The 26,694-nt window shown below is 42.7% G+C and carries 18 protein-coding genes, 2 rRNA genes and 1 pseudogene (1 of these 21 cut by a window edge); 14 read left to right on the plus strand and 7 right to left on the minus strand.

The window, feature by feature from the left end; all coding sequences use genetic code 11:
- Positions 1-255 precede the first annotated feature (255 nt).
- Positions 256-2,166: an N-acetylglucosamine-specific PTS transporter subunit IIBC gene (gene nagE / locus QNH43_RS01245; protein ID WP_283916533.1), complete on the plus strand. Its 1,911-nt coding sequence runs from the start codon at positions 256-258 to the stop codon at positions 2,164-2,166.
- Positions 2,167-2,301: 135 nt separating this feature from the next.
- Here the strand turns inward: nagE and QNH43_RS01250 are convergent.
- A pseudogene (locus QNH43_RS01250) lies at positions 2,302-2,516 on the minus strand (ATP-binding cassette domain-containing protein); the annotation flags it as partial.
- Here QNH43_RS01250 and QNH43_RS01255 point away from each other — a divergent pair.
- Positions 2,449-2,727, plus strand: coding sequence for an alpha/beta hydrolase (locus QNH43_RS01255; RefSeq protein ID WP_283918467.1), 279 nt, complete (start codon positions 2,449-2,451; stop codon positions 2,725-2,727). The pseudogene QNH43_RS01250 and the gene QNH43_RS01255 overlap by 68 nt on opposite strands.
- A gap of 303 nt (positions 2,728-3,030) precedes the next feature.
- On the opposite strand, the gene QNH43_RS01260 is transcribed toward QNH43_RS01255, so the two are convergent.
- Entirely contained in the window at positions 3,031-4,764 is a 1,734-nt protein-coding gene (locus QNH43_RS01260) for an AAA family ATPase (protein WP_283916534.1), read from the minus strand.
- A gap of 249 nt (positions 4,765-5,013) precedes the next feature.
- Here QNH43_RS01260 and def point away from each other — a divergent pair, with 249 nt between their 5' ends.
- Positions 5,014-5,592, plus strand: a complete 579-nt coding sequence (gene def, locus QNH43_RS01265; protein ID WP_283916535.1) for a peptide deformylase — start codon at positions 5,014-5,016, stop codon at positions 5,590-5,592.
- A 42-nt stretch (positions 5,593-5,634) separates the two neighbouring features.
- Here the strand turns inward: def and QNH43_RS01270 are convergent, their stop codons facing one another.
- Positions 5,635-5,778 (minus strand): hypothetical protein, encoded by a 144-nt coding sequence (locus QNH43_RS01270; RefSeq protein WP_283916536.1) that lies wholly within the window; start codon positions 5,776-5,778, stop codon positions 5,635-5,637.
- 81 nt (positions 5,779-5,859) lie between these two features.
- Positions 5,860-7,374, minus strand: a complete 1,515-nt coding sequence (locus QNH43_RS01275; RefSeq protein WP_283916537.1) for an MDR family MFS transporter — start codon at positions 7,372-7,374, stop codon at positions 5,860-5,862.
- Positions 7,375-7,503: 129 nt separating this feature from the next.
- Here QNH43_RS01275 and QNH43_RS01280 point away from each other — a divergent pair, with 129 nt between their 5' ends.
- From QNH43_RS01280 to QNH43_RS01295, 4 genes are all read left to right on the plus strand, one after another.
- Positions 7,504-7,983 carry a MarR family winged helix-turn-helix transcriptional regulator gene (locus QNH43_RS01280; RefSeq protein ID WP_283916538.1) on the plus strand — a complete coding sequence of 160 codons (480 nt, stop codon included), beginning with the start codon at positions 7,504-7,506 and terminating at the stop codon, positions 7,981-7,983.
- Between the two features lie 181 nt (positions 7,984-8,164).
- On the plus strand, positions 8,165-9,010 hold the full coding sequence (efeO, locus tag QNH43_RS01285; protein ID WP_283916539.1) for an iron uptake system protein EfeO: 846 nt from the start codon (positions 8,165-8,167) through the stop codon (positions 9,008-9,010).
- Entirely contained in the window at positions 9,011-10,297 is a 1,287-nt protein-coding gene (efeB, locus tag QNH43_RS01290; RefSeq protein WP_283916540.1) for an iron uptake transporter deferrochelatase/peroxidase subunit, read from the plus strand.
- Between the two features lie 86 nt (positions 10,298-10,383).
- A complete protein-coding gene (locus QNH43_RS01295; RefSeq protein ID WP_283916541.1) occupies positions 10,384-12,138 on the plus strand; it encodes an FTR1 family protein in 1,755 nt (584 codons plus the stop codon).
- Between the two features lie 43 nt (positions 12,139-12,181).
- On the opposite strand, the gene QNH43_RS01300 is transcribed toward QNH43_RS01295, so the two are convergent.
- Positions 12,182-12,607 carry a DUF4395 domain-containing protein gene (locus QNH43_RS01300; protein ID WP_283916542.1) on the minus strand — a complete coding sequence of 142 codons (426 nt, stop codon included), beginning with the start codon at positions 12,605-12,607 and terminating at the stop codon, positions 12,182-12,184.
- Between the two features lie 483 nt (positions 12,608-13,090).
- On the opposite strand from QNH43_RS01300, the gene QNH43_RS01305 reads away from it, so the two are divergent.
- From QNH43_RS01305 to QNH43_RS01325, 5 genes are all read left to right on the plus strand, one after another.
- Positions 13,091-13,522 (plus strand): MerR family transcriptional regulator, encoded by a 432-nt coding sequence (locus QNH43_RS01305; RefSeq protein WP_283916543.1) that lies wholly within the window; start codon positions 13,091-13,093, stop codon positions 13,520-13,522.
- A 196-nt stretch (positions 13,523-13,718) separates the two neighbouring features.
- Positions 13,719-15,017 carry a hemolysin family protein gene (locus QNH43_RS01310; protein ID WP_283918264.1) on the plus strand — a complete coding sequence of 433 codons (1,299 nt, stop codon included), beginning with the start codon at positions 13,719-13,721 and terminating at the stop codon, positions 15,015-15,017.
- Between the two features lie 310 nt (positions 15,018-15,327).
- Positions 15,328-18,126 carry a response regulator gene (locus tag QNH43_RS01315; RefSeq protein WP_283916544.1) on the plus strand — a complete coding sequence of 933 codons (2,799 nt, stop codon included), beginning with the start codon at positions 15,328-15,330 and terminating at the stop codon, positions 18,124-18,126.
- 32 nt (positions 18,127-18,158) lie between these two features.
- A complete protein-coding gene (locus tag QNH43_RS01320; protein WP_283916545.1) occupies positions 18,159-18,992 on the plus strand; it encodes a CheR family methyltransferase in 834 nt (277 codons plus the stop codon).
- A gap of 263 nt (positions 18,993-19,255) precedes the next feature.
- Positions 19,256-20,398: a PP2C family protein-serine/threonine phosphatase gene (locus tag QNH43_RS01325; RefSeq protein WP_283916546.1), complete on the plus strand. Its 1,143-nt coding sequence runs from the start codon at positions 19,256-19,258 to the stop codon at positions 20,396-20,398.
- A 115-nt stretch (positions 20,399-20,513) separates the two neighbouring features.
- Here the strand turns inward: QNH43_RS01325 and QNH43_RS01330 are convergent, their stop codons facing one another.
- Complete coding sequence (locus QNH43_RS01330) at positions 20,514-20,684, minus strand: CsbD family protein (protein WP_283916547.1); 171 nt, start codon at positions 20,682-20,684, stop codon at positions 20,514-20,516.
- A gap of 79 nt (positions 20,685-20,763) precedes the next feature.
- Complete coding sequence (locus QNH43_RS01335; RefSeq protein ID WP_076372552.1) at positions 20,764-21,522, minus strand: alpha/beta hydrolase; 759 nt, start codon at positions 21,520-21,522, stop codon at positions 20,764-20,766.
- A gap of 641 nt (positions 21,523-22,163) precedes the next feature.
- On the opposite strand from QNH43_RS01335, the gene QNH43_RS01340 reads away from it, so the two are divergent.
- Together QNH43_RS01340 and QNH43_RS01345 are read left to right on the plus strand one after the other, a co-directional pair.
- Positions 22,164-23,714 (plus strand): 16S ribosomal RNA (locus QNH43_RS01340).
- 178 nt (positions 23,715-23,892) lie between these two features.
- Positions 23,893-26,694, plus strand: a 23S ribosomal RNA gene (locus tag QNH43_RS01345) (it continues 130 nt past the right edge of the window).
- Together the 16S and 23S rRNA genes form the textbook arrangement of a ribosomal RNA operon.

The following is a 26,694-nucleotide window of genomic DNA, read 5'->3' on the forward strand; positions in this document are numbered from 1 at the left end:
ATATTTTGCCCTCATTTTATCGTTTTTATCAAAAGTTGTCTAGACCAGTTAAGGAGTATAAGGAATAAAAAAGATATAATTGCTTTATTTTCGAACAATATAGTATATTTTCAAGTAAATTGGTATAGACATCTATATATTTTCTGTGCTAATATAATCCAAAGAAAAGTTATTATATTGATAAAATGAAAACGCTTTATACGTCTTTTCGTTCTGCTGAATCAAAAGAAGTTAGGAACAAGGGAGATGAGTTCGATGTTAAATTTTTTACAAAAGATTGGGAAGGCTTTAATGTTACCGATTGCTGTTTTGCCGGCAGCGGCTTTATTGCTTCGTTTAGGGCAACCGGATTTACTTGATATTCCATTTATGGCTGCCTCGGGAAAAGCGATTTTTGATAACCTTGCCATATTGTTCGCTTTAGGTATAGCAATTGGTTTATCAAAAGATGGAAGCGGTGCTGCGGCATTAGCAGGTCTTGTTGGTTACTTTGTTTTAACGAATGGTACACAAGCGATTAACAAAGATATCAACATGGCTGTATTAGGCGGTATTATATCGGGTATAGTTGCAGCTCTTCTATATAATAGATATTCCGAAATAAAACTCCCTGAATGGCTTGGATTCTTTTCAGGGAAACGATTCGTCCCGATCATCACTTCGCTGGCGATGATTATACTTGCGGGAATATTCGGTTTTGTTTGGCCGCCGATTCAAGATGTAATCAATAGTGTCGGAGACTGGATTACAGGTGCAGGGGCATTGGGTGCCGGCGTATTCGGCGTATTGAATCGCTTATTGCTTCCAGTAGGATTGCATCATGTCTTGAATAGTATGGTTTGGTTCGTTTTTGGTGAATACAATGGAGCGACAGGTGATATAAATCGTTTCTTCGCAGGGGACCCGACTGCAGGGCCCTTCATGACCGGTTTTTTCCCGATCATGATGTTCGGTCTTCCAGCCGCAGCATTTGCGATGATTGCAGCTGCTAAAAAAGAGAAACGTAAATTGGTGACGGGGATGCTTGTTGGGTTAGCTTTCACTTCTTTCCTAACAGGAATCACTGAACCTATTGAATTTTTGTTCATGTTCATCGCACCGGTGTTATATGTAATACATGCCCTTTTAACCGGGGTCTCCCTGGCACTTGCTGTCATATTGGATATCCATCATGGGTTTGGATTCTCCGCAGGGGCCATTGATTATTTCTTGAACTTTGGTATAGCGCAAAAACCGCTATGGTTAATACCGATTGGCTTGGTATACGCGGCAGTTTACTTCGTGATTTTCTATTTTGTCATCAAGATCATGGATTTAAAAACACCTGGCCGTGAAGACGATGAGGAAGTTGTGGAAGAAGAAACAATTGTGAAAACAGGGGATAAATATACCGATATGGGATCGCTTTTCATTCAAGATCTTGGCGGTAAAGAGAATATAATGCTAATTGATAACTGTGCAACGCGCTTGCGTTTACAAGTGGCCGATTCAGGAAATGTGAATGAAGCAGCCTTGAAAAGGCATGGTGCACGCGGTGTCATGAAGTTGAATAAATCGAGTGTGCAGGTCATTGTTGGAACGAATGTTGAATTCGTTGCAAATGCAATGAAACAACTTGTCAAGAATGGCGTCGATCCAAGCAAAGTGAAAACAAGTCCATCTGCACAAGTGGCAGAGGATAAAATGGAAGAAAACCAAGCTTTGGGTGCAAATGACTTTGTCCTTCCGATTGAAGGAACCGTTTTACCGATCGAACAAGTTCCCGATCAGGTGTTTGCCATGAAAATGATGGGGGATGGCTTTGCTATCGAGCCAGTCAACGGAAAACTAGTATCCCCAATCGATGGGGAAGTTCTAAGTATCTTCCCGACAAATCATGCACTGGGATTAAAAATGGATAATGGTCTGGAAATTCTGATCCATGTTGGGTTGGATACAGTTAAACTAAATGGCGAAGGCTTTACATCCCTTGTGCAAGAAGGTCAAAGAATAACAAAAGGAACACCTCTTTTGGAAATTGATTTAGATTTCATAAAAAGGAATGCACCATCAACGGTCACTCCTATTATATTCACTAACTTACCAGAAGGAACGGCAGTGAAATTGCAAAAGTCAGGGATCCAGAAACAAAATACACCAGATATCATCCAATTGGAAAAACTATAAAACGTATCAAAAAAGGGGTGTCGACATCCCTTTAGACTTTAGACTGTAGGCAAACTCAAGGAAAAGTGAGTTTGCCTGCAGTTTTTTTATGGCTTGTACAATTTGGATGTTGATTTCCGCTCAAGAAACTCGCGGGGCCATATCAAGGTATGTGGTCGGTTCATCCAGTAATAAAATCTCCGTTTTCTGTGCTAAAGCCATTGCCAGCCAAACTTTTTGTCTTTAACCACCGGAAAGTTTGCGATCTCCCGGTTTCGAAATGAAAGGGTTTTTGTGATATCCATGGCCCATTCAATCGTTTCTTTATCTTCTTTCGTTAGTTTATTTACGTTATTGCGGTGCGGATACCTATTGCTTGGCGTGGGGGAGCTGGAAGGCACCCATAAAAGCGGCATGAACGAAAATGCTTTGGAATTATCAAAACGTTTATCCATGAAGGATGGCAGAGTGAATGTTCAATTCAAGGAGTTTGAAGGGGAAGGGCATCTTTCAGTTTTGCCACCTTTGATTAACAGGGCCTTACGTTTTGCGTTGAAGAGAAATGTGCCATGTAAGGAATAGGTCTTTCCCAGTAAATCCATGGAAGGAACTTGATATAGAGACGCTGGTCAATGTTTCCGGAGTGTTACGGGAAGAAGTACAAACCAAGAAAGGCAAATAGCAAATATTGTTCTTTGGATTGCAGCAACAAGGGAGGAAAAATCGGAAAGGAACATATCGTGTTGATTAGGATGGGGAATTTCCATCTGGTTAATTTCCTGCAATCATTATTGCGGCCATATATGATAAAAAAAAAGAGCCTGTTGATTGGAAACAGGCTCTAAAAATTATATTAGGCACTTTAAGACTCAGCGGAAAAGAGTCTTAAGCATTCGAGCATATGCCGGTTATTTCTGAAGCATCAACGATACGCTGAACTTCCGATCCCTCAAGTGTCTCTTTTTTCAATAACTCTTCAACGAGCTCTTCATATTGTAAGCGATTCGACTCAATCAACATTTCCGTTTCAGAAATCGCTTTTGTGAATAATTCCTGCATCTTTTGCTCCTTCTCACCTTTATTAAAGGTGAGGGTAAATCCATCTTGAAGCATTCCGGTATCGACCATTTGTTCAAGCAGGTGCTTCGCCTGTTGTACATCTCCGCCTACACCGATGCTATGTTCTCCTAGATACATTCTTTCCGCCACGCCACCTGCTAAGATCATTTTGACTTGATCAAGCAATTCACTGGCTGTTGCCAGATGGAGTTCTTTTGGTATTGGCGCTACATATCCAAGGGCTTCCCCACGCGGAATGATGGTCGCCTTTCGGACGGAACCGGGCTTTGTCAAAGCTGCAATCAGGGCATGTCCACTTTCATGAATGGCCACGCGCCGCTTCGTATCCGTGTCATTCAAGGTACGTGATGTCGCTCCAAGTATCGTACGGTCAATGGCGTAATCAAGGTCCTGCTTACGAATCATGTCCTGTTCATTCCTCAGGGCATGACGTGAGGCAGTATCGAACAGGGAGCTTAAGTCAGCGCCGGAGAAACCGGATGTACTTTCAGCCAACTCATCCAGGGAAGCCAGGACATCTGTCGCTAGACGCTTTCCCTTCGTATGGATATCGATGATTTCCTTTCTTCCTTGTGTATCTGGAAGTGGAACTTGGAAAGAAAAATCGATCCTGCCCGGACGTAGAAATGCCTCATCGAGCATATCTTTCCGGTTGGTCGCTGCAATGAATAAAATGCCTTCATTTGGATGGCCTCCATCCAATTGCACAAGCAGTTCAGTTAACGTTTTTTCGCCTTCTTCCCCGCCATGAGCTTTCCTTTTACCAGCCAACGCGTCTACTTCATCGATGAAAATGACAGCTGGCGATTGCTTACGTGCATTTTGGAAAAGGCTGCGGACACGGGCTGCACCGACTCCAACAAACATTTCGTTGAAGGCTGAACCGCTCGTTGAGAAGAAGTTTGCACCAAGCTCTTTTGCAATTGCCTGTGCAAGCAGCGTTTTCCCCGTTCCAGGGGGGCCATATAATAAAATGCCTTGAGGCGGCTTAATTCCAATTTTAGCTGAACGTTCAGGTTCCTTCAGTGTAGTGAGTGTCTGTAGGATTTCCTGTTTGATTTCGGATTGCAAACCGCCTACATCATCCAAAGTTATCTCTGGCAGGGGCTTTGGGGTGGAAAGGCTTTGTTTTTTACTGCCGATCCGCAATCCGTTCTTTGATTTCTTCTGTATTATGACACCGGTTGTGACGAGAGCCGCCATTAATCCGCCTAAAATCCATAATGCAGATTTATTAGTTGATGAAAAAGAATATTGAACGTTATAAGTTTCGACAAGTTTATTGATCATTTGACTGTTGGGAGGAATATTGGAAACATATTCTCCATCTGGCGTGGAGATGTGAAGAGTGCCATTTCTTTTTTCTTCAATGGTGACTAGGGCTCCATTTTGGGCTTTAATCGTCTTTTCCACCGAAGAAAAGGGAATGACCATATCCTTTGACTGAGTAACAACATACCAACTGACTCCAGCAATTATCACAATGAGAGCCGTAAGGAACGGCAGCAATTTCGAAACTAATTTAGAGTTCGAGTTCAATTTTTCATCTCCTTTATGAGTATATATCCAGTATAAAATTTTTAAACATGTAATCTATAGGTCTTTATACCTTAAATTAAAGGTAAATAATGTGAAATGGGAGAAATAATATTTATTATGGAAGTTTAAAGAGTCCGGAATTAAGAAATATTTAATCTAACCAGCATATTAGACTTTTTAAAAGCTAAATGCTAAAGTGAAATGGTCTAAGTCATGAAAAAATAAAATGGTAGAAGAGTGTGAAGTTCTATGAGTAAATTTATAAAAGACTATATGATTACGATGAAGGATATCGTTAAAGAAGGGGATCCCATTCTGCGTCAGGTGACGGATGAAGTTAGCCTGCCAATTTCGGATGAAGATCGTGAAACATTGGAATGCATGATGCAATACCTGAAAAATAGTCAGGATCCAAAACTCCAAAAGAAGTTCAACTTGCGTGAAGGAGTTGGGTTGTCTGCAAATCAGATAGGCTTGAATAAACGCATGTTCGTCATGTATTTTCCCGACGAAAAGGGGAAGCTGTTTGAATATGCCCTTGTAAATCCGAAAATCATCAGTCATTCGGCCACAATGATCTATTTACCGCAAAGTGAAGGCTGCCTTTCTGTCGACCGTGATATTAAAGGTTATGTACCGCGTTATGAACGGGTTAAAATTAAAGCGGTGGATGGTAATGGCGAGGAAATAGAGATGCGGCTGAAGGGCTTTGCTGCAATCGTTTTTCAGCATGAGTTAGATCATTTAAACGGGATGATGTTTTATGACCGGATCAACACCGAAAATCCTTTCAAGCTTCCGGAAAACGTGGAAGTGAAAAGTCTGTAAGGTCAAAAAAGGCAAAGCGCCATGCTTTGCCTTTTTACCGTTTTATGGCTGCGGAAGCATATCCTCTTCCATATGCTTTTGCAAATCACTGAATATGGCCAGGGTGATTTGCTGGTACCGTTCTGAAGTGAAGTGGATGCCATCAACATTGATCAAGCGGACCAAGTAGCCGGAGGATTTGAACACCTCTAGTTCCGCTGCAAGGTATTTCAATAGTAGTAGAAAGGTTTTTCGGAAAAAAAGCGCTGCAAGTGCAGCGCTTTTTGTTTATTGCAATGATTCCTTTTTTGAAGGTGTTTCCACTCTTGTTTTTCCCATGAAGAACACAGTGACTGCAGCAAGACCGATCGGAATGAGGGCCAAGGTGAATATCAATGAAATCGAATCGGACATCGCATGAACGATTTTATCCAGGATAAAGTCCGGAATCTCGGCACGTGCATCCGATTGGAAGAGCTCACGTGGGTCATCCATCAATCCGGCTGTATCCGGACCTCCTTGCATTCCTTTAAACGCATCCGTCATTTTACTGGTGAATACATTAGTCTGAATCGCTCCATAAATCGTTACACCGAGTGTCATCCCAAAAGAACGGAGGAATGAGTTTGTGGAGTTGGCCGACCCCCTGAACCTAGGTTCCAAGTTGTGAATGGACGCAATAGGCAAAAGCGAGAAGGAAAAGCCCATTCCAAATCCAGTCAGAATCATGTACATGGTTAATAAAGTCCTGCTGGTATCAGGGGTGATGGTCCCTAATAGAAGCATTCCTGCAAAATAACAGATGACGGAAATCGTCATTAAGTTGCGAAAGCTTGTTTTTGTATTGAATATCCCGCCAACTGCACTGCCGATTACAGAACCAAGCATCATGGGAGTTAGGATCAATCCGGCATTTGTTGCGGAACCACCATAGACTGCCTGAACGAAAATCGGGATATAGACGGTTAAAATAATGAATGTACCGCCATAAAGAATGGCTAAAATCTGAGAAGTGGCAAATAATCGCCTTTTAAACAGCCATAATGAAATGATTGGATCTTTGGCTCTTTTTTCGAAAAAGAAAAATGAAACGAAGAAAACCACAAAACTGGCAAACAGACCTATGATAGGAGAGGAACTCCAGCCATACTCCCCGCCCAGTTCGAGAGCGAACATTAAGCTGATAACAGCAATGACGAGAGTTGCTGCGCCACCCCAATCAATTTTTTGCTCTTGGTTGTTGGGTGACTCCTTGTAATAATTCCAGATGAAAAATAAAGAAATGACCCCAATCGGAACATTGACGTAGAAAATCCAGTGCCAGCTGGAGTATTCAGTAATATAAGCACCTAAAAGCGGTCCCAATACACTTGAGGCCCCAAATACAGCGCCGAAAAGGCCAGTTAATTTCCCGCGTTTTTCAGGTGGGAAAATATCAAAAATGATCGTAAAGGCTATAGGCATCAAAGCGCCTCCGCCTATCCCCTGGATTGCACGGAAGATACTTAACTGCACGATGCTCTGAGCCATGCCGCATAATGCGGAACCGACCAAAAAGACTATAAGTCCAAAAATAAAAAACCGCTTTCTTCCATACATGTCGGAAAGCTTACCGAAAATCGGCATACTTGCCATAGTTGCGACCATATAGGCAGATGTCACCCATACAAACTTATCGAACCCGCCTAAATCAGAAACGATCGTTCCCATTGCAGTCGCAACAATCGTATTATCCATTGCTGACATCAAGATACCCAATAGTAAACCGGCAACAATGAACTTTTGTTTTTTTTGATTGTTCATTTATTTTCCTCCTTCAAATCAACCAGCTAATGAATTTCCTTTACATGGTTGAAGGGTAAACGTTAAGATGAAACAAAATATTTATCTTGAAAATCAAGATAAATTTAAGTGTAAAAGGGGTGGCATTTTATGTCAAGCGATAATGGGTTGAATGCAGCTCTGTTAGAGAGTTTAACACACAGATTGCAGCGGTATGGAATGAGGTCCGTTTTATTTCAACAAAACATGGCCCAGAAAATAGGGGTTTCCCATACGGACTTGAAGAGTGCTGAAATATTGAATGAAACAGGACCGATTACCGCCGGTGAATTATCCAAAATTACAGGATTGAGCACGGGATCGGTTACGGCACTGATCAATCGCCTTGAGAGATCCGGTTATGTTAAAAGAGAACGAGATCAATTGGATGGAAGAAGGGTAATGATTGCACCGATACCCGAAAGGCAGGAACAGATTAAATCGCACTATCAATCGCTCTCAATGGCAACCAAGGAGTTATGTTCGGCTTATAATGAGCAAGAGCTAATGTTAATCAATAAATTTATTGAGGATATCACAAAAATCATGGACAAAGAAAATGACAAGTTAATGAGTGAGCGTGAAAGGTAGCTGATATATAGGCTGCCTTTTTTATTTTTAGCGTGGCTTATCATCCGAAAGGAAAAGGGGTAGAGCTGAATATTTTGGAAGAGAATGCACAATGTTATGTTTCCATTAAAATATATATTGATAATGAATTTCATTATCTGCTAATATGAATCTACAAATCATTTCAAAGGGAGAATTCAATATGAAGAAAGCAAAGGCGTCATTAGCAGTCTTACTATCAACCAGTCTATTATTTGGCTGTGCGCAGAAACAGGAAGGAACTGAACCGGCAGATGATAAGGCCAAAGAAGTGGGTGCGAGTAAGCTAGATGGTGTATCTAGCGAGTACCGGGAATATGCCATTGGTGAAATAGAAGAGTTCGTAAACGCAACGGAAGAATTCACTACGGCCGTATCTGCCGGTGATATTGAAAAGGCGAAGGAATTATACGCACCAGCACGGATGCATTATGAGAGAGCGGAACCCATCGCTGAAGTTTTTGGCGATCTTGATCCCAAAATCGATGCGCGTGAAGGGGATGTCAAAGATGAAGAATGGGGCGGTTACCATAGGATTGAAATGGGATTATGGAAAGAAAATACAACGAAAGGATACGAAAAGTATGCAGAGCAATTAATGAGTGATGTCAATTTGCTTCGTGCCAAAGTTGAAACGGTTGAGGTAACACCCGATTTGTTGATCACGGGTGCGGTGGATCTATTGAATGAAGTTTCCACGAGTAAAGTGACAGGAGAAGAGGACCGATACTCCCATACCGATTTATATGATTTCGTGGCAAATGTTGAAGGTGCAGAGAAGATCTATGAACTGCTTACTCCAGCTCTAAAAGAAAAGGATGAGAAGCTTGCTGAGGAAATCCAAAAACGTTTTGACGATGTATACGGCTTGCTTGAAAAGCATAAGGAAGGGAATGGATACATCTCATATACGGATTTAAAGGAATCTGAAGTCAAAGAGTTAAGTCAAGCAATTGATGCATTAGCTGAACCACTTTCACAAATAGGAATTGTAACGGAGGAATCTTAATTGAAAGAACATACGCCGAAAGATGAAACCGGACTTTTTACAAAAAAGGTGAGTCGTCGAAATATGTTGAAAACGGCAGGGGTCGGTGGAATCGGAGTCGTGATAGGGGCATCCGGGTTTGGCGGGCTGCTGACACTTTCTGAACAAAAGGCGAAGGGGCAAACTAAGGATATTGTTCCTTTTTATGGAGCGCATCAAGCTGGTATCACCACTGAAGCGCAAGATAACCTTTACTTCGCATCATTGGAAGTAACCACGGATAAAAGATCAGACTTAATCCAGTTATTTAAGGATTGGACAGAGGCTGCGGCTCAGATGACAGCGGGGAATTTGATTGGTGAAGCATCACTTAATACGAATATGCCCCCAAAGGATACGGGTGAAGCGAAAGAATTATCACCTTCCAATTTAACGATCACTTTTGGAGTGGGTCCGACCCTGTTTTCGAAGGATGGTAAAGATCGATTTGGTTTGAAATCAAAAAGGCCTGCTGAATTAAAGGACCTGCCCAAATTCCCTTTAGATGCTTTAGAAGAAGAATGGAGCGGTGGGGATATTTGTATTCAAGCATGTGCGGATGATCTTCAAGTGGCTTTCCATGCCGTCCGGAACTTAGTGAGGATCGGCAGAGGAAAAACGATCATTCATTGGGCACAAACAGGTTTTCAACGGACTAAGCAAGCCGATTCACAAAAAACGACACCTCGAAACTTATTCGGGTTTAAGGATGGGACGGTCAATCCGGATACGAATGATGATAATGAAATGAATGAGCATGTTTGGGTGAAGGGTGAGGACGGTCCTGACTGGCTTGTTGGAGGCAGTTATATGGTGGTGCGCCGAATCCAGATGTACATTGAAGTTTGGGACCGGACTATATTGAAAGAACAAGAAAATACATTTGGCCGTCATCGCGACAGTGGAGCTCCACTAGGAATGAAAAGTGAGTTCGATACCGTTGATCTCGAAGCTAAAGACCCAAATGGAAATCGGATCATTCCAGAAGATTCACATGTGAGTCTCTCCAGGGGGGACGGAAAAGCAAAGATATTGCGGCGTCCCTATTCATATGCAGATGGAATGGATCCTAAAACAGGGAGCTTCAATGCAGGCTTGCTATTCATTTGTTTTCAGCGAAACCCAAGTAAACAATTCATACCCATACAAGAGCGACTGGCGAAAAATGATAAGCTCAACGAATATATCGTTCACAGGGGCAGTGCCATGTTCGCTTGTTTACCAGGTGTGAAAAAGGGTGGCTATATCGGGGATTCCCTTTTTGGATAAGTATAATTGCAAATGAGGACGTGAAAATCGCCAGCATGGATATTATCCAGTTGGCGATTTTAGTTCATGAAAAAGGAGGGACCACTATGACCGTTTCTAGATGGAAGAGTGGGATATTGGTTTTAGTCGTCAGTCTTTTATTTCTTTCGACTGATATAAAGATGGTTTCGGCGGGTGAAAACCATGATCAGCTCTTTGTTTATATTGGCGATAGTTTAATGAAGGTAAAATCAGGCGACCTTGAGGAAGTATCGAAAAATATCGCTCTATTCGAGCAAGATTGGAAAACGATAAAAACGGACAGCGAGAGTGCGAGGAAAGTCGACGAGAAACTATCCGCTGTAAAAAGTGCTGTGAGCGACCAAGCCTCCACAGATGAAATCAAAAAGCGATTATCGGCATTATCAAGTACTCTTGTTATTTATGATACAAACGAAAACCCTGTTGACAAGACTGACTATAAAGAACGGTTACAAGCGATACTTCCATTAATAGATAAGTTGGAGGCTTTGATAACTGAAGGTGACTTTGATCAAGCTAAAGTTCAATATACCAATCTTTTGAATCAATGGACCGATGCAGAGGTCATTGTCAGGGAGAAAAGTGTTGCTACATATGGTGAGTTTGAAACGAAAATGGCCTTTGTGCGGATAGCGATTACCCAAGACCCACCTGATCCGGAAAAAGCCCAAAAAAGTCTAACTGAATTGAAGGGTCTAATCGAGAATTTCCTTGCGGGTAAAGTTGAAGAAGGAAGCCAGAAGAACACCTATTCACTTGGGGATGTAACACAACTTTTACAAGGAAGTGCAACGGATATTGAAAAGGATGAAATCGATTCTGCCGTTGATAAGCTAAATGAAATCTTAACAATTTGGCCTAATGTAGAAGGGGAGGTTTCCACAAGGGACAGCAAGCTTTACAGTGATATGGAAACGAAAGTCCCGACCGCAATCAGCCTATTGCAATCGAAAAATGTAAAGGCGGATGAAGCAAAGGGAATCGTATCCGATTTAAACACAAGGTTACTCCCTTTAATTGATGATACGGGCTATACAACATGGGATGCCGCTCTGATCCTTTTACGGGAAGGGCTGGAAGCACTCTTGATTGTAGCTACATTATTGTCTTTCCTTAAGAAAATCGGGCAAGCGGACAAACAAAAATGGATTTGGACAGGGGTTGGTGCGGGTTTAGTTGCCAGTTCCATATTGGCGGTCATAATCAATATCGTTTTCTCTCAGATCACGGCTGCTTCAAGCCGGGAATATATTGAGGGAATCACTGGGATAATAGCAGTATTGATGATGTTGACAATTGGTCTTTGGCTTCATGGTAAATCGAATATCCATGCCTGGAACCGGTATATCGGCAAGCGAATGAACCAAGCCATTGCGACGGGAAGCATCATCTCTTTCGCTTTAATCAGTTTTCTATCGATATTCCGTGAAGGTGCCGAGACGATTATCTTTTATGCTGGAATGGCTCCTTATATGGATTTAAAGCAGCTGCTGAGCGGGATTTTCCTGGCCTTCCTCATTTTAGTGGTAATTGGTTTCATCATGCTGCGGTACAGTGTGAAATTACCGATGACCCTATTCTTTAAAGTGGCAACGATACTCATATATGCCTTGGCTTTCAAGATTCTTGGAGTCTCCATCCACTCACTTCAGGTTTCTCAAGTGATTCAGACAAATACGATCAGCTCCTTCCCATTTGTAGAAACGATGGGTCTTTATCCAACAATGGAAACGCTGGTGCCGCAAGGTGTATTATTATTGCTGATTGCATTGGCCACCATTTGGGTCAAAAAGAGTAATTCCTTACGTGCAACCGAATAATAAAATGGGACTGACAAATGTCAGTCCCATTTTATGTGTGGGATTAGCGAATAGATCGGCGATAGGAATATTGCTTCCAGTGATAAAGGATGAAGCAGCCGATGCAGAATCCAAGAATGGCTATGAGAGAAGCCATCCCGACCATCAAGGTGAATATATAACCGGTAACGTTCCAACCGAGCAAGAAAGAAGTGAATCCAAGTCCTAAGCAAACGACTGCTATTGCCTGGTTGAATTGTTGCTGTGAATGATCTTCAGGAATATAATCGGAGGGTTTCTTTTTCAGGAAGAGCTTGGCGAGACGCATCACTGGATTGAAATTAAAGAGAAGACCCAAAAGCCCTGCTGTTAAAGGAATCACTAATATCCATATTTGTCCCGTAAATAAGGCGGTGGCTACGCTTAACAAAATGACCCATTGATTCGTTCGTACTAAGGGACGGGGAATGGAACGGATTTCACTTGCCATATTAATACCAACCTTCCTTATGTGTTTTATAATATTTTATCTTTGTTTTAATCACTTGTGAAGTGGAAAGCTAATAAAATAAAACAAAAATCTCACCTTATTTATAATTATTTTAATCTAGTATTGATTATCATTATAAAAGTGTTATAATAATACAACAAGCAATTAAAGTGAGGAGGACAGTATAAATGGTAGCAAAAGTTTGTGAAACATGCGGAACACCAATAAAAAGGCTAAAGCATTCTTCCCTATGCCAATGCGGTCCTAAGATATTGAGCAATCAATTCTCAGTTAAAACAAAAAAATAAATCCGTGGATTAAATGATAAAATTAAACCGATTATTCAATTAATCGGTTTTTGTTTTTCCATTGAAGGGTAAAAAGAGGGTAATAAATATTTTTCAATTCAAATAAAATAATGTACGATTATGGAATAAAACGTCATGGAGGAAATGACCTGCTTTCAGTTTGTTAAACCATCACGTGACGGTTAGGAGGGGTTATGTTGGGAACGAGACTTTAAAAATTGGCGAGTTGGCGGAAATGGCGAACGTTACGAAACGAACCGTAGATTATTATACGAACCTAGGCTTGCTTAAAGCAGAACGTTCCGCCTCTAATTACCGTTATTATTCAGTCGGCGAACTTGAAAGGCTCCGCCGTATCGAAGGATACAAAAGAGAAAACCTTTCATTGGAAGATATTAAAGAACTACTTAAAAAGGATAATGAAGACACATCAGCAATTGAGGAAAAAGGTCTTCAACTCAAGAATAAAATGGATGGCCTGAACGAGGAACTTCAGGAGTTCATCACCTTGATTGAAAAGGATGGAAAAAGTGAGCATCATCTAAAAAAACAGATATCCAGTGAAAGCATGGCCTTGATCCAATCATTACTATTGTTGCTGGTATGATTAAAATTTATCTCTATAGTTTTATGCACGAAGGTGCATATTAACGATATAGGCTAAATGGTTTTGGTTCATGTAATAAGGCAAAAATCGCTTTTGAAACGAAAATAACCATTTATACAGGAGGTGCTTGGGATTAAGCCGTACATGTTAATCCGAAGGTCAGAAGGATTGACACTATATGGCGAACCCGCACATATTGGAGATTTTTATAAAATTATTAGCAGTAGCTGTATTAATAGCATTAACCGCATTTTTCGTTGCATCGGAATTTGCAATCGTGAAAGTCAGAAGTTCCCGAATCAATCAATTGATTGAGGAAGGGCATAGAAATGCCATCGCAGCCAAGAAAGTGACATCCCATATCGATGAGTACTTATCTGCCTGTCAATTGGGTATTACGGTAACGGCCTTAGGTTTGGGGGTGTTGGGTGAACCGACGGTCGAGGCGATCTTGAAACCATTGTTCACCAAATGGGGATTAGAGGAATCCGTAAGTCACATCATCTCGTTCCTGATCGCGTTCGGTTCAGTAACATTCCTTCATGTTGTAGTCGGTGAATTGGCACCTAAAACGGTTGCGATTCAAAAGGCTGAAGAGGTAACCTTGCTTTTTTCAAAGCCGTTAATTCTCTTCTACCGCATTTTATACCCATTCATTTGGTTACTGAATGGTTCTGCGCGCCTTCTGACAGGCATGTTCGGATTAAAGCCAGCATCTGAGTCAGAAATGGCCCATTCTGAAGAAGAACTGCGCATCATTTTATCGGAAAGCTATAAAAGCGGTGAGATCAACCAATCGGAATACAAATATGTAAATCAGATATTTGAATTTGATGAGCGTATTGCCAATGAAATCATGGTTCCGCGTACGGAAATGACCGTTATCGAAAAAGGCATGCCATTATTGGAAGTTGTTGAACTTATTCAAGAAGAACAATACACAAGGTATCCGGTCATAGACGGTGATAAAGATAACGTCGTGGGAATGGTCAATATCAAGCGACTTTATACAGCGACGATTACAGAAGATAATGTTACAGCTTTGACGGTGGATTCCTTTGTGACACCCATCATCCGTGTTCTTGAAACGATCGCCATTCATGATTTGCTGCTGAAAATGCAGAAGGAACGGATCCATATGGCAGTTTTGACTGATGAATATGGCGGAACGGCCGGTCTTGTTACGGTTGAAGACATCCTTGAAGAAATCGTTGGGGAAATCCGTGATGAATTTGACCAGGATGAACGTCCGCTCATTCAAAAGATTGATGAAGGGCATTATGTATTCGACGCTAAAACACTGGTTGAAGACGTCAATGATACCCTTGCAATCGATTTGCCGGAGGAAGATATCGATACATTGGGAGGATGGTTCCTGACAGGCAGATTTGAGATTGCTGTCGGGGATAAAATCGAATACGCCGGATATGAATTTACTGTAAAGGAAATGGACGGCCACCATGTTTTATATGTTGAAGTGAAGAAGATAAAATAAACAGGATCACAACAAGAGCCGAAAGTGGAAACTTTCGGCTTTTATTAGGTGCGAACAAGTCTATTTGGTGTTTATGGCAATGGTCAAGGCAGACTGTTACTTAATTGGAAAAGGAATTCCTTAAAAATTACACTGAAGGTAACCATTTCAGCTTGGGAAATGTTAAAATTGACTTGGAGCAATGAATCTATCTATATATCATTTTAAGGTTTCAAAGAATAAACGTAACACTAATGATAGTTTTAAGATTTATTTTGCAATGCCGTTTATTTATGGCTGGTATAAATAAGTATCGAAGGTGGGCGGGAAAATGGGTTTTAAGAAGAAGCAAATGGTGGGATTTGGTTTAATCTTGCTTTTCTTGGCTATTTTACTTTCTTTCATGATGGTTACGCTTAACAATTTAAAGAGCAGCATGACTGAAATAGTTGAAAATCGCTATGAAAAAGTTCAAGATTCGATGGAAATCCGTCAGCTTTTTTCCAGGTCGGACCGTGAGATCCTGTTTGCAGCTAATGATGCAAACAAAGAAGAAAGAGCAGAGAGCCTCGAAATCATCAATGAGAATCATAGTTTGATTGAGTCTAAAATTGCTGGGTTATCAGGTTCGTTAAATAAGGCGAAAGCAAAGCAATTATTGAAAGAGTTCGAGACTCAATATGCTTCTTACTCCATAACGGAGGCTGAGATCATCCAAAAGATAAAGTCGGGAGACTCTTCGAGTCTAACAAGCCTGATGGATGACCAGAGGGAAAAACGAACGAAAGTCATCAGTACGATGGACGACTTTAAGGATTATCAAGAAGGTGTCATGAAAGATACATTAAGTAATTCGAAACAAACCTATGAAGATATGATCGGTTTTGTAATTTTTGCTGTTATTCTCAGCATTTTGGTTATTTCCGTAACAGTTGTTTGGATGATTCGCAGTACATCGAAAGATCTGCAATCGATTACGAAGGTCATCGAAAATATCGATTATAAAAATTTATCGGTCATACCAAGAGTTCCGGTTCGGACTACTGATGAAATTGGTGATATAGCGAGATCGTTCAATGATATGGCGGAATCGCTTGAAGACTATAATCGAAAAGAGAAAGATTTCACCGAAAAGATCAGTGAACAGAACTGGATCCAGACCCGTGTTGCAGATATAGCTACCATGTATCAGCGCATTGTTGATGTGGAAGTTCTGGCTGACCGGTTCATTACAAGGCTTGCACCGATGATGGGAGCTTCAATTGGAGCTTTTTACGTCAAACGGGGTGAGGGTGTGGATATGCGTTTTGTAAAGCTTGCCAGCTTTGCTGGAGATGGCGAAGACTCAGGCAGACGTGAATTCCGTCTTGGCGAAGGGTTGATCGGACAATGCGCCCTTGAAAAGAAATCCAAAGTCATTGATGATATCCCTGAAGATTTTCAATTGGTTACGACAGGATTGGGGGAAGTTAACCCGAAAAGCATTGTCATTGCGCCAGTCGTTTTTAAGGATGAAGTTGTGGCGATGGTTGAACTGGCAAGTTTGGAGACTTTTACGAAGTTGCAAAAATCTTTCCTTAACCAGGTTCTTGATACTCTAGGAATCACGATTAATAATGTAGAGGGCCGGATGGAAATAGAGCGTTTATTGAAAGAATCACAAGCACAGACCGAAGAGTTACAGGCTCAATCGGAAGAATTGCAGTCACAGTCAGAGGAAATGCAAGCCCAATCGGAGGAACTGCAAACCCAGGCTGAAGAGTTGCGAATGATCAATGAACAATTAGAAGAGAGAAATCGTGAAACTGAAGAAAAATCGAAAGAGCTTCAAGTCGCAAAACAAAATCTTGAAAAACAAGCGGAAGAATTAAAGTTAAGTTCAAAATATAAATCTGAGTTCATGGCAAATATGTCCCATGAATTGCGGACGCCGCTCAATAGTATTCTGATTTTATCAGAAATGCTTTCAGATCCAAATGATAGTAAATTAAATGAAGAGCAACAGGAATTCGCTCGTGTCATTAATTCATCGGGCCAAGATTTATTAACGTTGATCAATGACATTTTGGATTTATCAAAAGTTGAAGTCGGAAAGCTTGAAGTTGTCTTTGACGAAATGAATTTGAGTGAACTTCCTGAGTTATTGCACCGTAACTTCGACCATGTAGCGAAGAAAAAGAACATTGACTTTATAATAGAAAAAAGTAAAAACGTTCCGGATATTTTCTTTACGGATGAACAGCGCTTCCAGCAAATTTTGAAAAACCTATTATCCAATGCATTTAAATTCACGGAAAAAGGTTCTGTGTCCGTCCAAATCCAAAAAGCTGATGAAGAAAATGTAGCACAATGGATACAGACAAAAGGAGCTAGCAATTGGGTTGAAATTAAGGTGACGGATACGGGCATCGGAATATCAAAAGAGAAGCAAAAACTTATCTTTGAAGCGTTCCAGCAAGGTGACGGAGCTACTATGAGGAAATATGGCGGTACGGGCCTAGGGCTATCGATTTGCCGGGAGTTTGCCAAACTTCTGGGAGGCTGGGTCATTGTAGATAGTGAAGAAGGGCAAGGCAGTACCTTTACTTTCTTTATTCCAAGCATGCCAGAGGGCTTCAAAAATGTCGGTGAAGCAATAGCTGCTTCTCCGGAAGTGGCAGCAGCTAACCACGATGATACTGCAGCGCCTTTTGGCGGTGAAGGAGAATCGGATGTAGTTATAATGGATGAAGAAGATCGGGATAAGGCCAAACCATTCTGCAATAAAACAGTACTGGTCGTCGATGATGATCACCGTAATATATTTGCGCTGAAAAATGCGCTGAAGCATGAGGGGATGGAAATCCTTACAGCTGAAAACGGCTACGAATGTTTGGAACTCCTTGAAAAAGGAAACGATATAGATGTTATATTGATGGATATCATGATGCCAGGCATGGACGGTTACGAAACGATGACAAGAATTCGCGAGCAAAGTAAGTTCGAGGATCTTCCAATCATCGCGCTAACTGCGAAAGCGATGAAAGGCGATAGGGAAAAATGCCTTAAGGCCGGCGCTTCCGATTATGTCAGCAAGCCATTGAAATTGGATCAGCTGCTATCCGTCCTAAGAGTATGGCTGACTAATTGATTGATAGTACGTACGGGTAAGGAAGGTTTTGCATGAAGGATACTTTAACGATTGAAGAAAGAGAAGATTTGGAAATCGAATTATTATTAGAGGCCATTTATTCGGTTTCTGGCTTTGACTTTCGTAAATATATGCGTTCTTCAATAAAAAGAAGAGTTGAAAATAGAATGAGACTGGACCATATTCGCAGGATTAGCGGAATGATAGAAATGGTTTTATATGAAAAAGGGTATGTCGAGAAGCTTTTGAGAGATTTTTCAATAAATGTCACTGAAATGTTTCGCGATCCGGAGTTCTTTAAAGCCTTTCGTTTGAATATTGTACCGCTCCTGAAAAAACTTCCTGAAATCAGAATTTGGCATGCGGGTTGTTCGACCGGTGAAGAAGCCTTTTCCATGGCTATCATCCTCAAGGAAGAAGGACTTTATGATAAGGCAAGGATTTATGCCACTGATATGAATGATGAAGTTATCCGTCATGCGGAAAAAGGGATATTACCTTTAAATAGAATGCAGTCTTATACGAAAAACTACTTGCAAGCTGGAGGTAACCAGGAATTTTCGGAGTATTATACAACCGATTATCAAAATGCGTATCTTCATTCGGATCTCCTTAAAAACATTGTGTTTTTCCAGCATAATTTAGTTACTGATGGTTCGTTCAATGAGTTTCATATCATCATGTGCCGGAATGTGATGATTTACTTTACCGGTGAATTACAGACCTATGTTAATCAGTTGTTTTATGACAGTCTTTGCAAAGATGGCTTCCTTGCGGTTGGCAGTAAGGAGACGCTTCATACATCATCCTTTTCGGAAGATTATGAGGACTTTGACTCAAAGGAACGAATTTATCGGAAATTGTAAAAAGAAAGAGTCCGCATATAAGCGGACTCTTTCTTTTTGATTTAGTGCATTATTTTCACTTTTTTTTGCATTTCTATGTTTAAGGTGCCGGAAGAAGGGGTATATATAATGAGTTGGTCTCCATCCAGAATCGCTGCCATGGTTTATCATTATCAAATGAGACAGAACTTCGTTATAATATTTAAGGGAGTTTTAGAAAGTACCGATCCATATAATGAAGATAAATGTTGCCGCTCGATATAAGCCAAAAGGGGAATGAAAGAATGACGATTTTAATCGTAGATGATAACCAGGTTAACCTTTTCGTTATAGAGAAAATTCTAAAACGAGCTGGCTATACGGATTTTCTATCATTAACTTCAGCTGTTGAGATGTTTGAATATTTACAGATGGATAGTCCGCAACCTAAAGAGACTTCAGTTGATATCATTCTGCTTGATATCATGATGCCGGAGATCGATGGGATAGAAGCGTGCAGGAGACTTCAAAGTATTCCTCACCTTAGAGATATACCCGTCATTTTTGTGACCGCCCTTGAAGATTCAAATAAGGTCGCCGAGGCACTTGATGTTGGTGGAATCGATTATATAATGAAGCCTATCAATAAAATAGATTTACTTGCGAGGATTCGCGTAGGGTTAAGACTTAAATATGAAAAAGATTGGCATAAAATGCAGGATGAAAAAATCCGCAATGAATTGGATCTTTCCATGCAGGTTCAAAGCAGCTTATTAAGTGAACCCATTATAAATGACCACTTAACTATAAGGGCATCATACTTACCTGCGAATAAATTAGCAGGGGATATGTACTACTGGCACCGCATCGATGAAAATAGGTATGGGATCATCCTGTTGGATATGATGGGGCATGGCATATCCGCCTCACTTGTGTGCATGTTCATTTCCTCCGTATTGAGGGATGCCATCAGGACACATACAGATCCAGTGGCAGTAATAAACGAAATGAATCACTGGATGAGTACCCTTAATAAAGAAGATAATCAAGTGCATTATTATTTTACCGCGATTTATATGATCATTGATACAGAGCAAAAGACAGTGGAATATGTAAATGCCGGACATCCTCCGGGATTTGCTTTAATGGACGATGGGAAAGTGGCCTCACTTTCAAAAGGGACATGTCCTGTTGGGTTCTTCTCGGAAATGAAAATAGAGAAATCCGTCATTCATTATGAAGAGAAGATTCAGCTGATGCTATTTACGGATGGAGTCATGGAAGCGATAGATCGAGAAGGGACGGAAGGACTCGACCAAATAAAAGAAGCGGTCTCGACGAGATGGTTTGATTGTAAAGAATCTCCCCCTATCGATTTTTTGATGCCCCCGGAAATGCAGCAAGATCAACCTGATGATATGTGTGTTGTTGTTATTCAAGCAAATTGAAGAAGGAAGAGGCGGCAGATTATCTGCCGCCTCTTCTCTATAAAAAGGGGGGGCACTTTTATATGAAATGAGAATGTTCGTTAAGAGTGTGAATCCTGTATTCGGCTATTTGCAATTAACGGTCATCTTTCAATTTACTAATGCCATCTTGGAGATTGCCTTTTAATTTATCGACTTTACCTTCTGCTTGTAAGTGAGGATCATTTTTCGCGTTTCCGACTTGGTCTTTCGTTTCACCTTTAACTTTATTTACAACACTTTTTACTTTGTCTGATAAACCGCTCATCATGTTACCTCCTTTTTCTTTATATGCTATATATACCCATGAAGTGTATGGGTAAACCTGATTTATATGAGAAAGGAGTTTAAGAAGCGATTATTGCCCTTTTGCTTAACCTTTGGATGAACTGATATGACCGATCGATGATATGATCTTTGTCATGATCCAACGAGGCCACATGATATGAATTTTCAAGGGGCGCCATCTCCTTATCACCGGACATGACAGCATCGTAAATCTGATAGGAGCAAGAGTCTGGTACAACGTGATCTTCTGGAGAATGAAAGATTAGTATTGGGCAAGAAACGTCTACTAGTTTTTGACTAGTATGTTCCATTATATCGAGCAATTGATTAATCGCTTTTGCCGGAACTTGGTCATATGTGATTTCTTTAGTTGTATCGTCTTTTATGTCAGGCTTGCCTTCAGGAACGAAGCGCGGAACCGATTGGTTACGATATTTTTCATATTCAGGAACTTGGAGAGCGGCATTGATGGTGAGAATTCCATCACAAGCCACTTTTGTCGCTAAATCGAGAACAAGGGCGCCTCCCATTGATTGTCCGATGGCGAATACATGGGTGCATGTTCGCTTTAATTTTGCATAAGCCATTTCAACATCTTGTATCCATTCCTGATAATGACTCGTTTCCATTTCATATTCATCCGTTCCGTGGCCCGCCAGTCGAGGAGCGAAGACAGTAAAGCCTTTGGCGGCGAATTTTTCACCTAAATACCTTACACTTTGTGGCGTTCCGTTAAAACCATGGCAAATAAGAATGCCGATAGAATTGCCGGGTAAGAAAAAAGATTCCGCACCTGGTATTACCATTGCTGCTGTCATAATCCCATCTCCTTTAATTTAGCTAAGTTTTATTGAAAGAAAGTTCATAAATAAAATTAACTATTCCGATTATTTTACTTGGTTATATAATAGCATACGGAAAAATGTGAAGTCAACTTGGTTATATTCCGAATTTCATTATCATTATGAAGCATTAAAAAAAGGATATAAAGATACTTATTAGACCTATTCCATGTATCGTTGCCATTCTTTCTACTATATAAGTACTGTCTTGTATTTGTTGATAAAATGAAGAAGCTAATAACCGGTGCAAGATATAAATATAAGAAATAGAAAAAAAGGCGTTGACTTTAAAGTGAAATGGGATTAATATAAATAAGCACCAACTAAGACAAACGAAAAACTTCATCACTTTCGGCAGATTGCTGAAAGAAATAACTGTTGACTTCTTTTTATGAAAATGATAAGATGAAATGGTCGCTGAAAAACACAGTGATTTAAAATAAGTTAAAAACTTCGCAGAAGTTGACAACTAATCAATAAGATGTTATGATGAATAAACAGCCGTTCGAAAGAACGAATGTGAAAATGCTCTTTGAAAACTGAACAAAACAAAGCGCCAACGTTAAATTTTAAGTGAGCACACACTATCAAAAAAGCAAATGAGCAAGTCAAACATTTCTTCGGAGAGTTTGATCCTGGCTCAGGACGAACGCTGGCGGCGTGCCTAATACATGCAAGTCGAGCGAATCGACGGGAGCTTGCTCCCTGAGATTAGCGGCGGACGGGTGAGTAACACGTGGGCAACCTGCCTATAAGACTGGGATAACTTCGGGAAACCGGAGCTAATACCGGATACGTTCTTTTCTCGCATGAGAGAAGATGGAAAGACGGTTTACGCTGTCACTTATAGATGGGCCCGCGGCGCATTAGCTAGTTGGTGAGGTAATGGCTCACCAAGGCGACGATGCGTAGCCGACCTGAGAGGGTGATCGGCCACACTGGGACTGAGACACGGCCCAGACTCCTACGGGAGGCAGCAGTAGGGAATCTTCCGCAATGGACGAAAGTCTGACGGAGCAACGCCGCGTGAACGAAGAAGGCCTTCGGGTCGTAAAGTTCTGTTGTTAGGGAAGAACAAGTACCAGAGTAACTGCTGGTACCTTGACGGTACCTAACCAGAAAGCCACGGCTAACTACGTGCCAGCAGCCGCGGTAATACGTAGGTGGCAAGCGTTGTCCGGAATTATTGGGCGTAAAGCGCGCGCAGGTGGTTCCTTAAGTCTGATGTGAAAGCCCACGGCTCAACCGTGGAGGGTCATTGGAAACTGGGGGACTTGAGTGCAGAAGAGGAAAGTGGAATTCCAAGTGTAGCGGTGAAATGCGTAGAGATTTGGAGGAACACCAGTGGCGAAGGCGACTTTCTGGTCTGTAACTGACACTGAGGCGCGAAAGCGTGGGGAGCAAACAGGATTAGATACCCTGGTAGTCCACGCCGTAAACGATGAGTGCTAAGTGTTAGAGGGTTTCCGCCCTTTAGTGCTGCAGCTAACGCATTAAGCACTCCGCCTGGGGAGTACGGCCGCAAGGCTGAAACTCAAAGGAATTGACGGGGGCCCGCACAAGCGGTGGAGCATGTGGTTTAATTCGAAGCAACGCGAAGAACCTTACCAGGTCTTGACATCCTCTGATAACCCTAGAGATAGGGCTTTCCCCTTCGGGGGACAGAGTGACAGGTGGTGCATGGTTGTCGTCAGCTCGTGTCGTGAGATGTTGGGTTAAGTCCCGCAACGAGCGCAACCCTTGATCTTAGTTGCCAGCATTCAGTTGGGCACTCTAAGGTGACTGCCGGTGACAAACCGGAGGAAGGTGGGGATGACGTCAAATCATCATGCCCCTTATGACCTGGGCTACACACGTGCTACAATGGATGGTACAAAGGGCTGCAAACCTGCGAAGGTAAGCGAATCCCATAAAGCCATTCTCAGTTCGGATTGCAGGCTGCAACTCGCCTGCATGAAGCCGGAATCGCTAGTAATCGCGGATCAGCATGCCGCGGTGAATACGTTCCCGGGCCTTGTACACACCGCCCGTCACACCACGAGAGTTTGTAACACCCGAAGTCGGTGAGGTAACCTTCATGGAGCCAGCCGCCTAAGGTGGGACAGATGATTGGGGTGAAGTCGTAACAAGGTAGCCGTATCGGAAGGTGCGGCTGGATCACCTCCTTTCTAAGGATAATTACGAGAGCGCTTTTGTTTTGTTCAGTTTTGAATGAGTAATTCATTCAAATAGGAAAGAGATGCATCACGATGTGATGAAAATCCTTTCTGCTTTGTTCCTTGAAAACTAGATAATAGATAGAAGGCAATTAATTTTTTTCAAAGCATCTGTAAGATCTTTTTTAACGGTTAAGTTAGAAAGGGCGCACGGTGGATGCCTTGGCACTAGGAGCCGATGAAGGACGGGACTAACACCGATATGCTTCGGGGAGCTGTAAGTAAGCTTTGATCCGGAGATTTCCGAATGGGGAAACCCACTGTTCGTAATGGAACAGTATCTTTACCTGAATACATAGGGTACTGAAGGCAGACCCGGGGAACTGAAACATCTAAGTACCCGGAGGAAGAGAAAGCAAACGCGATTTCCTGAGTAGCGGCGAGCGAAACGGAATTAGCCCAAACCAAGAGGCTTGCCTCTTGGGGTTGTAGGACACTCAACATGGAGTTACAAAGGAACGGGGTAAATGAAGCGATCTGGAAAGGTCCGTCGAAGAAGGTAAAAACCCTGTAGTTGAAACTTCGTTCCCTCCTGAGTGGATCCTGAGTACGGCGGGACACGAGAAATCCCGTCGGAAGCAGGGAGGACCATCTCCCAAGGCTAAATACTCCCTAGTGACCGATAGTGAACCAGTACCGTGAGGGAAAGGTGAAAAGCACCCCGGAAGGGGAGTGAAATAGATCCTGAAACCGTGTGCCTACAAGTAGTCAAAGCCCGTTAATGGGTAATGGCGTGCCTTTTGTAGAATGAACCGGCGAGTTACGATTTCATGCGAGGTTAAGTTGATGAGACGGAGCCGCAGCGAAAGCGAGTCTGAATAGGGCGAATGAGTATGAGGTCGTAGACCCGAAACCAGGTGATCTACCCATGTCCAGGGTGAAGTTCAGGTAACACTGAATGGAGGCCCGAACCCACGCACGTTGAAAAGTGCGGGGATGAGGTGTGGGTAGCGGAGAAATTCCAATCGAACCTGGAGATAGCTGGTTCTCTCCGAAATAGCTTTAGGGCTAGCCTCAAGATGAGAGTATTGGAGGTAGAGCACTGATTGGACTAGGGGCCCCCAACGGGTTACCGAATTCAGTCAAACTCCGAATGCCAAATACTTATTCTTGGGAGTCAGACTGCGAGTGATAAGATCCGTAGTCGAAAGGGAAACAGCCCAGACCACCAGCTAAGGTCCCAAAGTATACGTTAAGTGGAAAAGGATGTGGAGTTGCTTAGACAACCAGGATGTTGGCTTAGAAGCAGCCACCATTTAAAGAGTGCGTAATAGCTCACTGGTCGAGTGACTCCGCGCCGAAAATGTACCGGGGCTAAACGTATCACCGAAGCTGTGGATTGACACCATTGGTGTCGATGGTAGGAGAGCGTTCTAAGGGCGTTGAAGTCAGACCGGAAGGACTGGTGGAGCGCTTAGAAGTGAGAATGCCGGTATGAGTAGCGAAAGAAGGGTGAGAATCCCTTCCACCGAATGCCTAAGGTTTCCTGAGGAAGGCTCGTCCGCTCAGGGTTAGTCGGGACCTAAGCCGAGGCCGAAAGGCGTAGGCGATGGACAACAGGTTGATATTCCTGTACCACCTATACATCGTTTGAACGATGGGGGGACGCAGAAGGATAGGGTAAGCGCGCTGTTGGATATGCGCGTCCAAGCAGTTAGGCCGGAAACGAGGCAAATCCCGTTTCCATTAAGGCGGAGCTGTGATGGCGAGGGAAATATAGTACCGAAGTTCCTGATTCCACGCTGCCAAGAAAAGCCTCTAGTGAGATGTAAGGTGCCCGTACCGCAAACCGACACAGGTAGGCGAGGAGAGAATCCTAAGGTGTGCGAGAGAACTCTCGTTAAGGAACTCGGCAAAATGACCCCGTAACTTCGGGAGAAGGGGTGCTTTTTAGGGTGAATAGCCCAGAAAAGCCGCAGTGAATAGGCCCAGGCGACTGTTTAGCAAAAACACAGGTCTCTGCGAAGCCGCAAGGCGAAGTATAGGGGCTGACACCTGCCCGGTGCTGGAAGGTTAAGGGGAGAGGTTAGCGCAAGCGAAGCTTTGAACCGAAGCCCCAGTAAACGGCGGCCGTAACTATAACGGTCCTAAGGTAGCGAAATTCCTTGTCGGGTAAGTTCCGACCCGCACGAAAGGTGTAACGATCTGGGCACTGTCTCAACGAGAGACTCGGTGAAATTATAGTACCTGTGAAGATGCAGGTTACCCGCGACAGGACGGAAAGACCCCGTGGAGCTTTACTGCAGCCTGATATTGAATTTTGGTACAGCTTGTACAGGATAGGTAGGAGCCTGAGAAGCCGGAGCGCCAGCTTCGGTGGAGGCGTTGGTGGGATACTACCCTGGCTGTATTGAAATTCTAACCCGCGCCCCTCATCGGGGTGGGAGACAGTGTCAGGTGGGCAGTTTGACTGGGGCGGTCGCCTCCTAAAGAGTAACGGAGGCGCCCAAAGGTTCCCTCAGAATGGTTGGAAATCATTCGTAGAGTGTAAAGGCACAAGGGAGCTTGACTGCGAGACCTACAAGTCGAGCAGGGACGAAAGTCGGGCTTAGTGATCCGGTGGTTCCGCATGGAAGGGCCATCGCTCAACGGATAAAAGCTACCCCGGGGATAACAGGCTTATCTCCCCCAAGAGTCCACATCGACGGGGAGGTTTGGCACCTCGATGTCGGCTCATCGCATCCTGGGGCTGTAGTCGGTCCCAAGGGTTGGGCTGTTCGCCCATTAAAGCGGTACGCGAGCTGGGTTCAGAACGTCGTGAGACAGTTCGGTCCCTATCCGTCGCGGGCGCAGGAAATTTGAGAGGAGCTGTCCTTAGTACGAGAGGACCGGGATGGACGCACCGCTGGTGTACCAGTTGTCTTGCCAAAGGCATAGCTGGGTAGCTACGTGCGGACGGGATAAGTGCTGAAAGCATCTAAGCATGAAGCCC

The organism is Peribacillus simplex, from assembly GCF_030123325.1.
Lineage (GTDB): Bacteria > Bacillota > Bacilli > Bacillales > DSM-1321 > Peribacillus > Peribacillus simplex_D.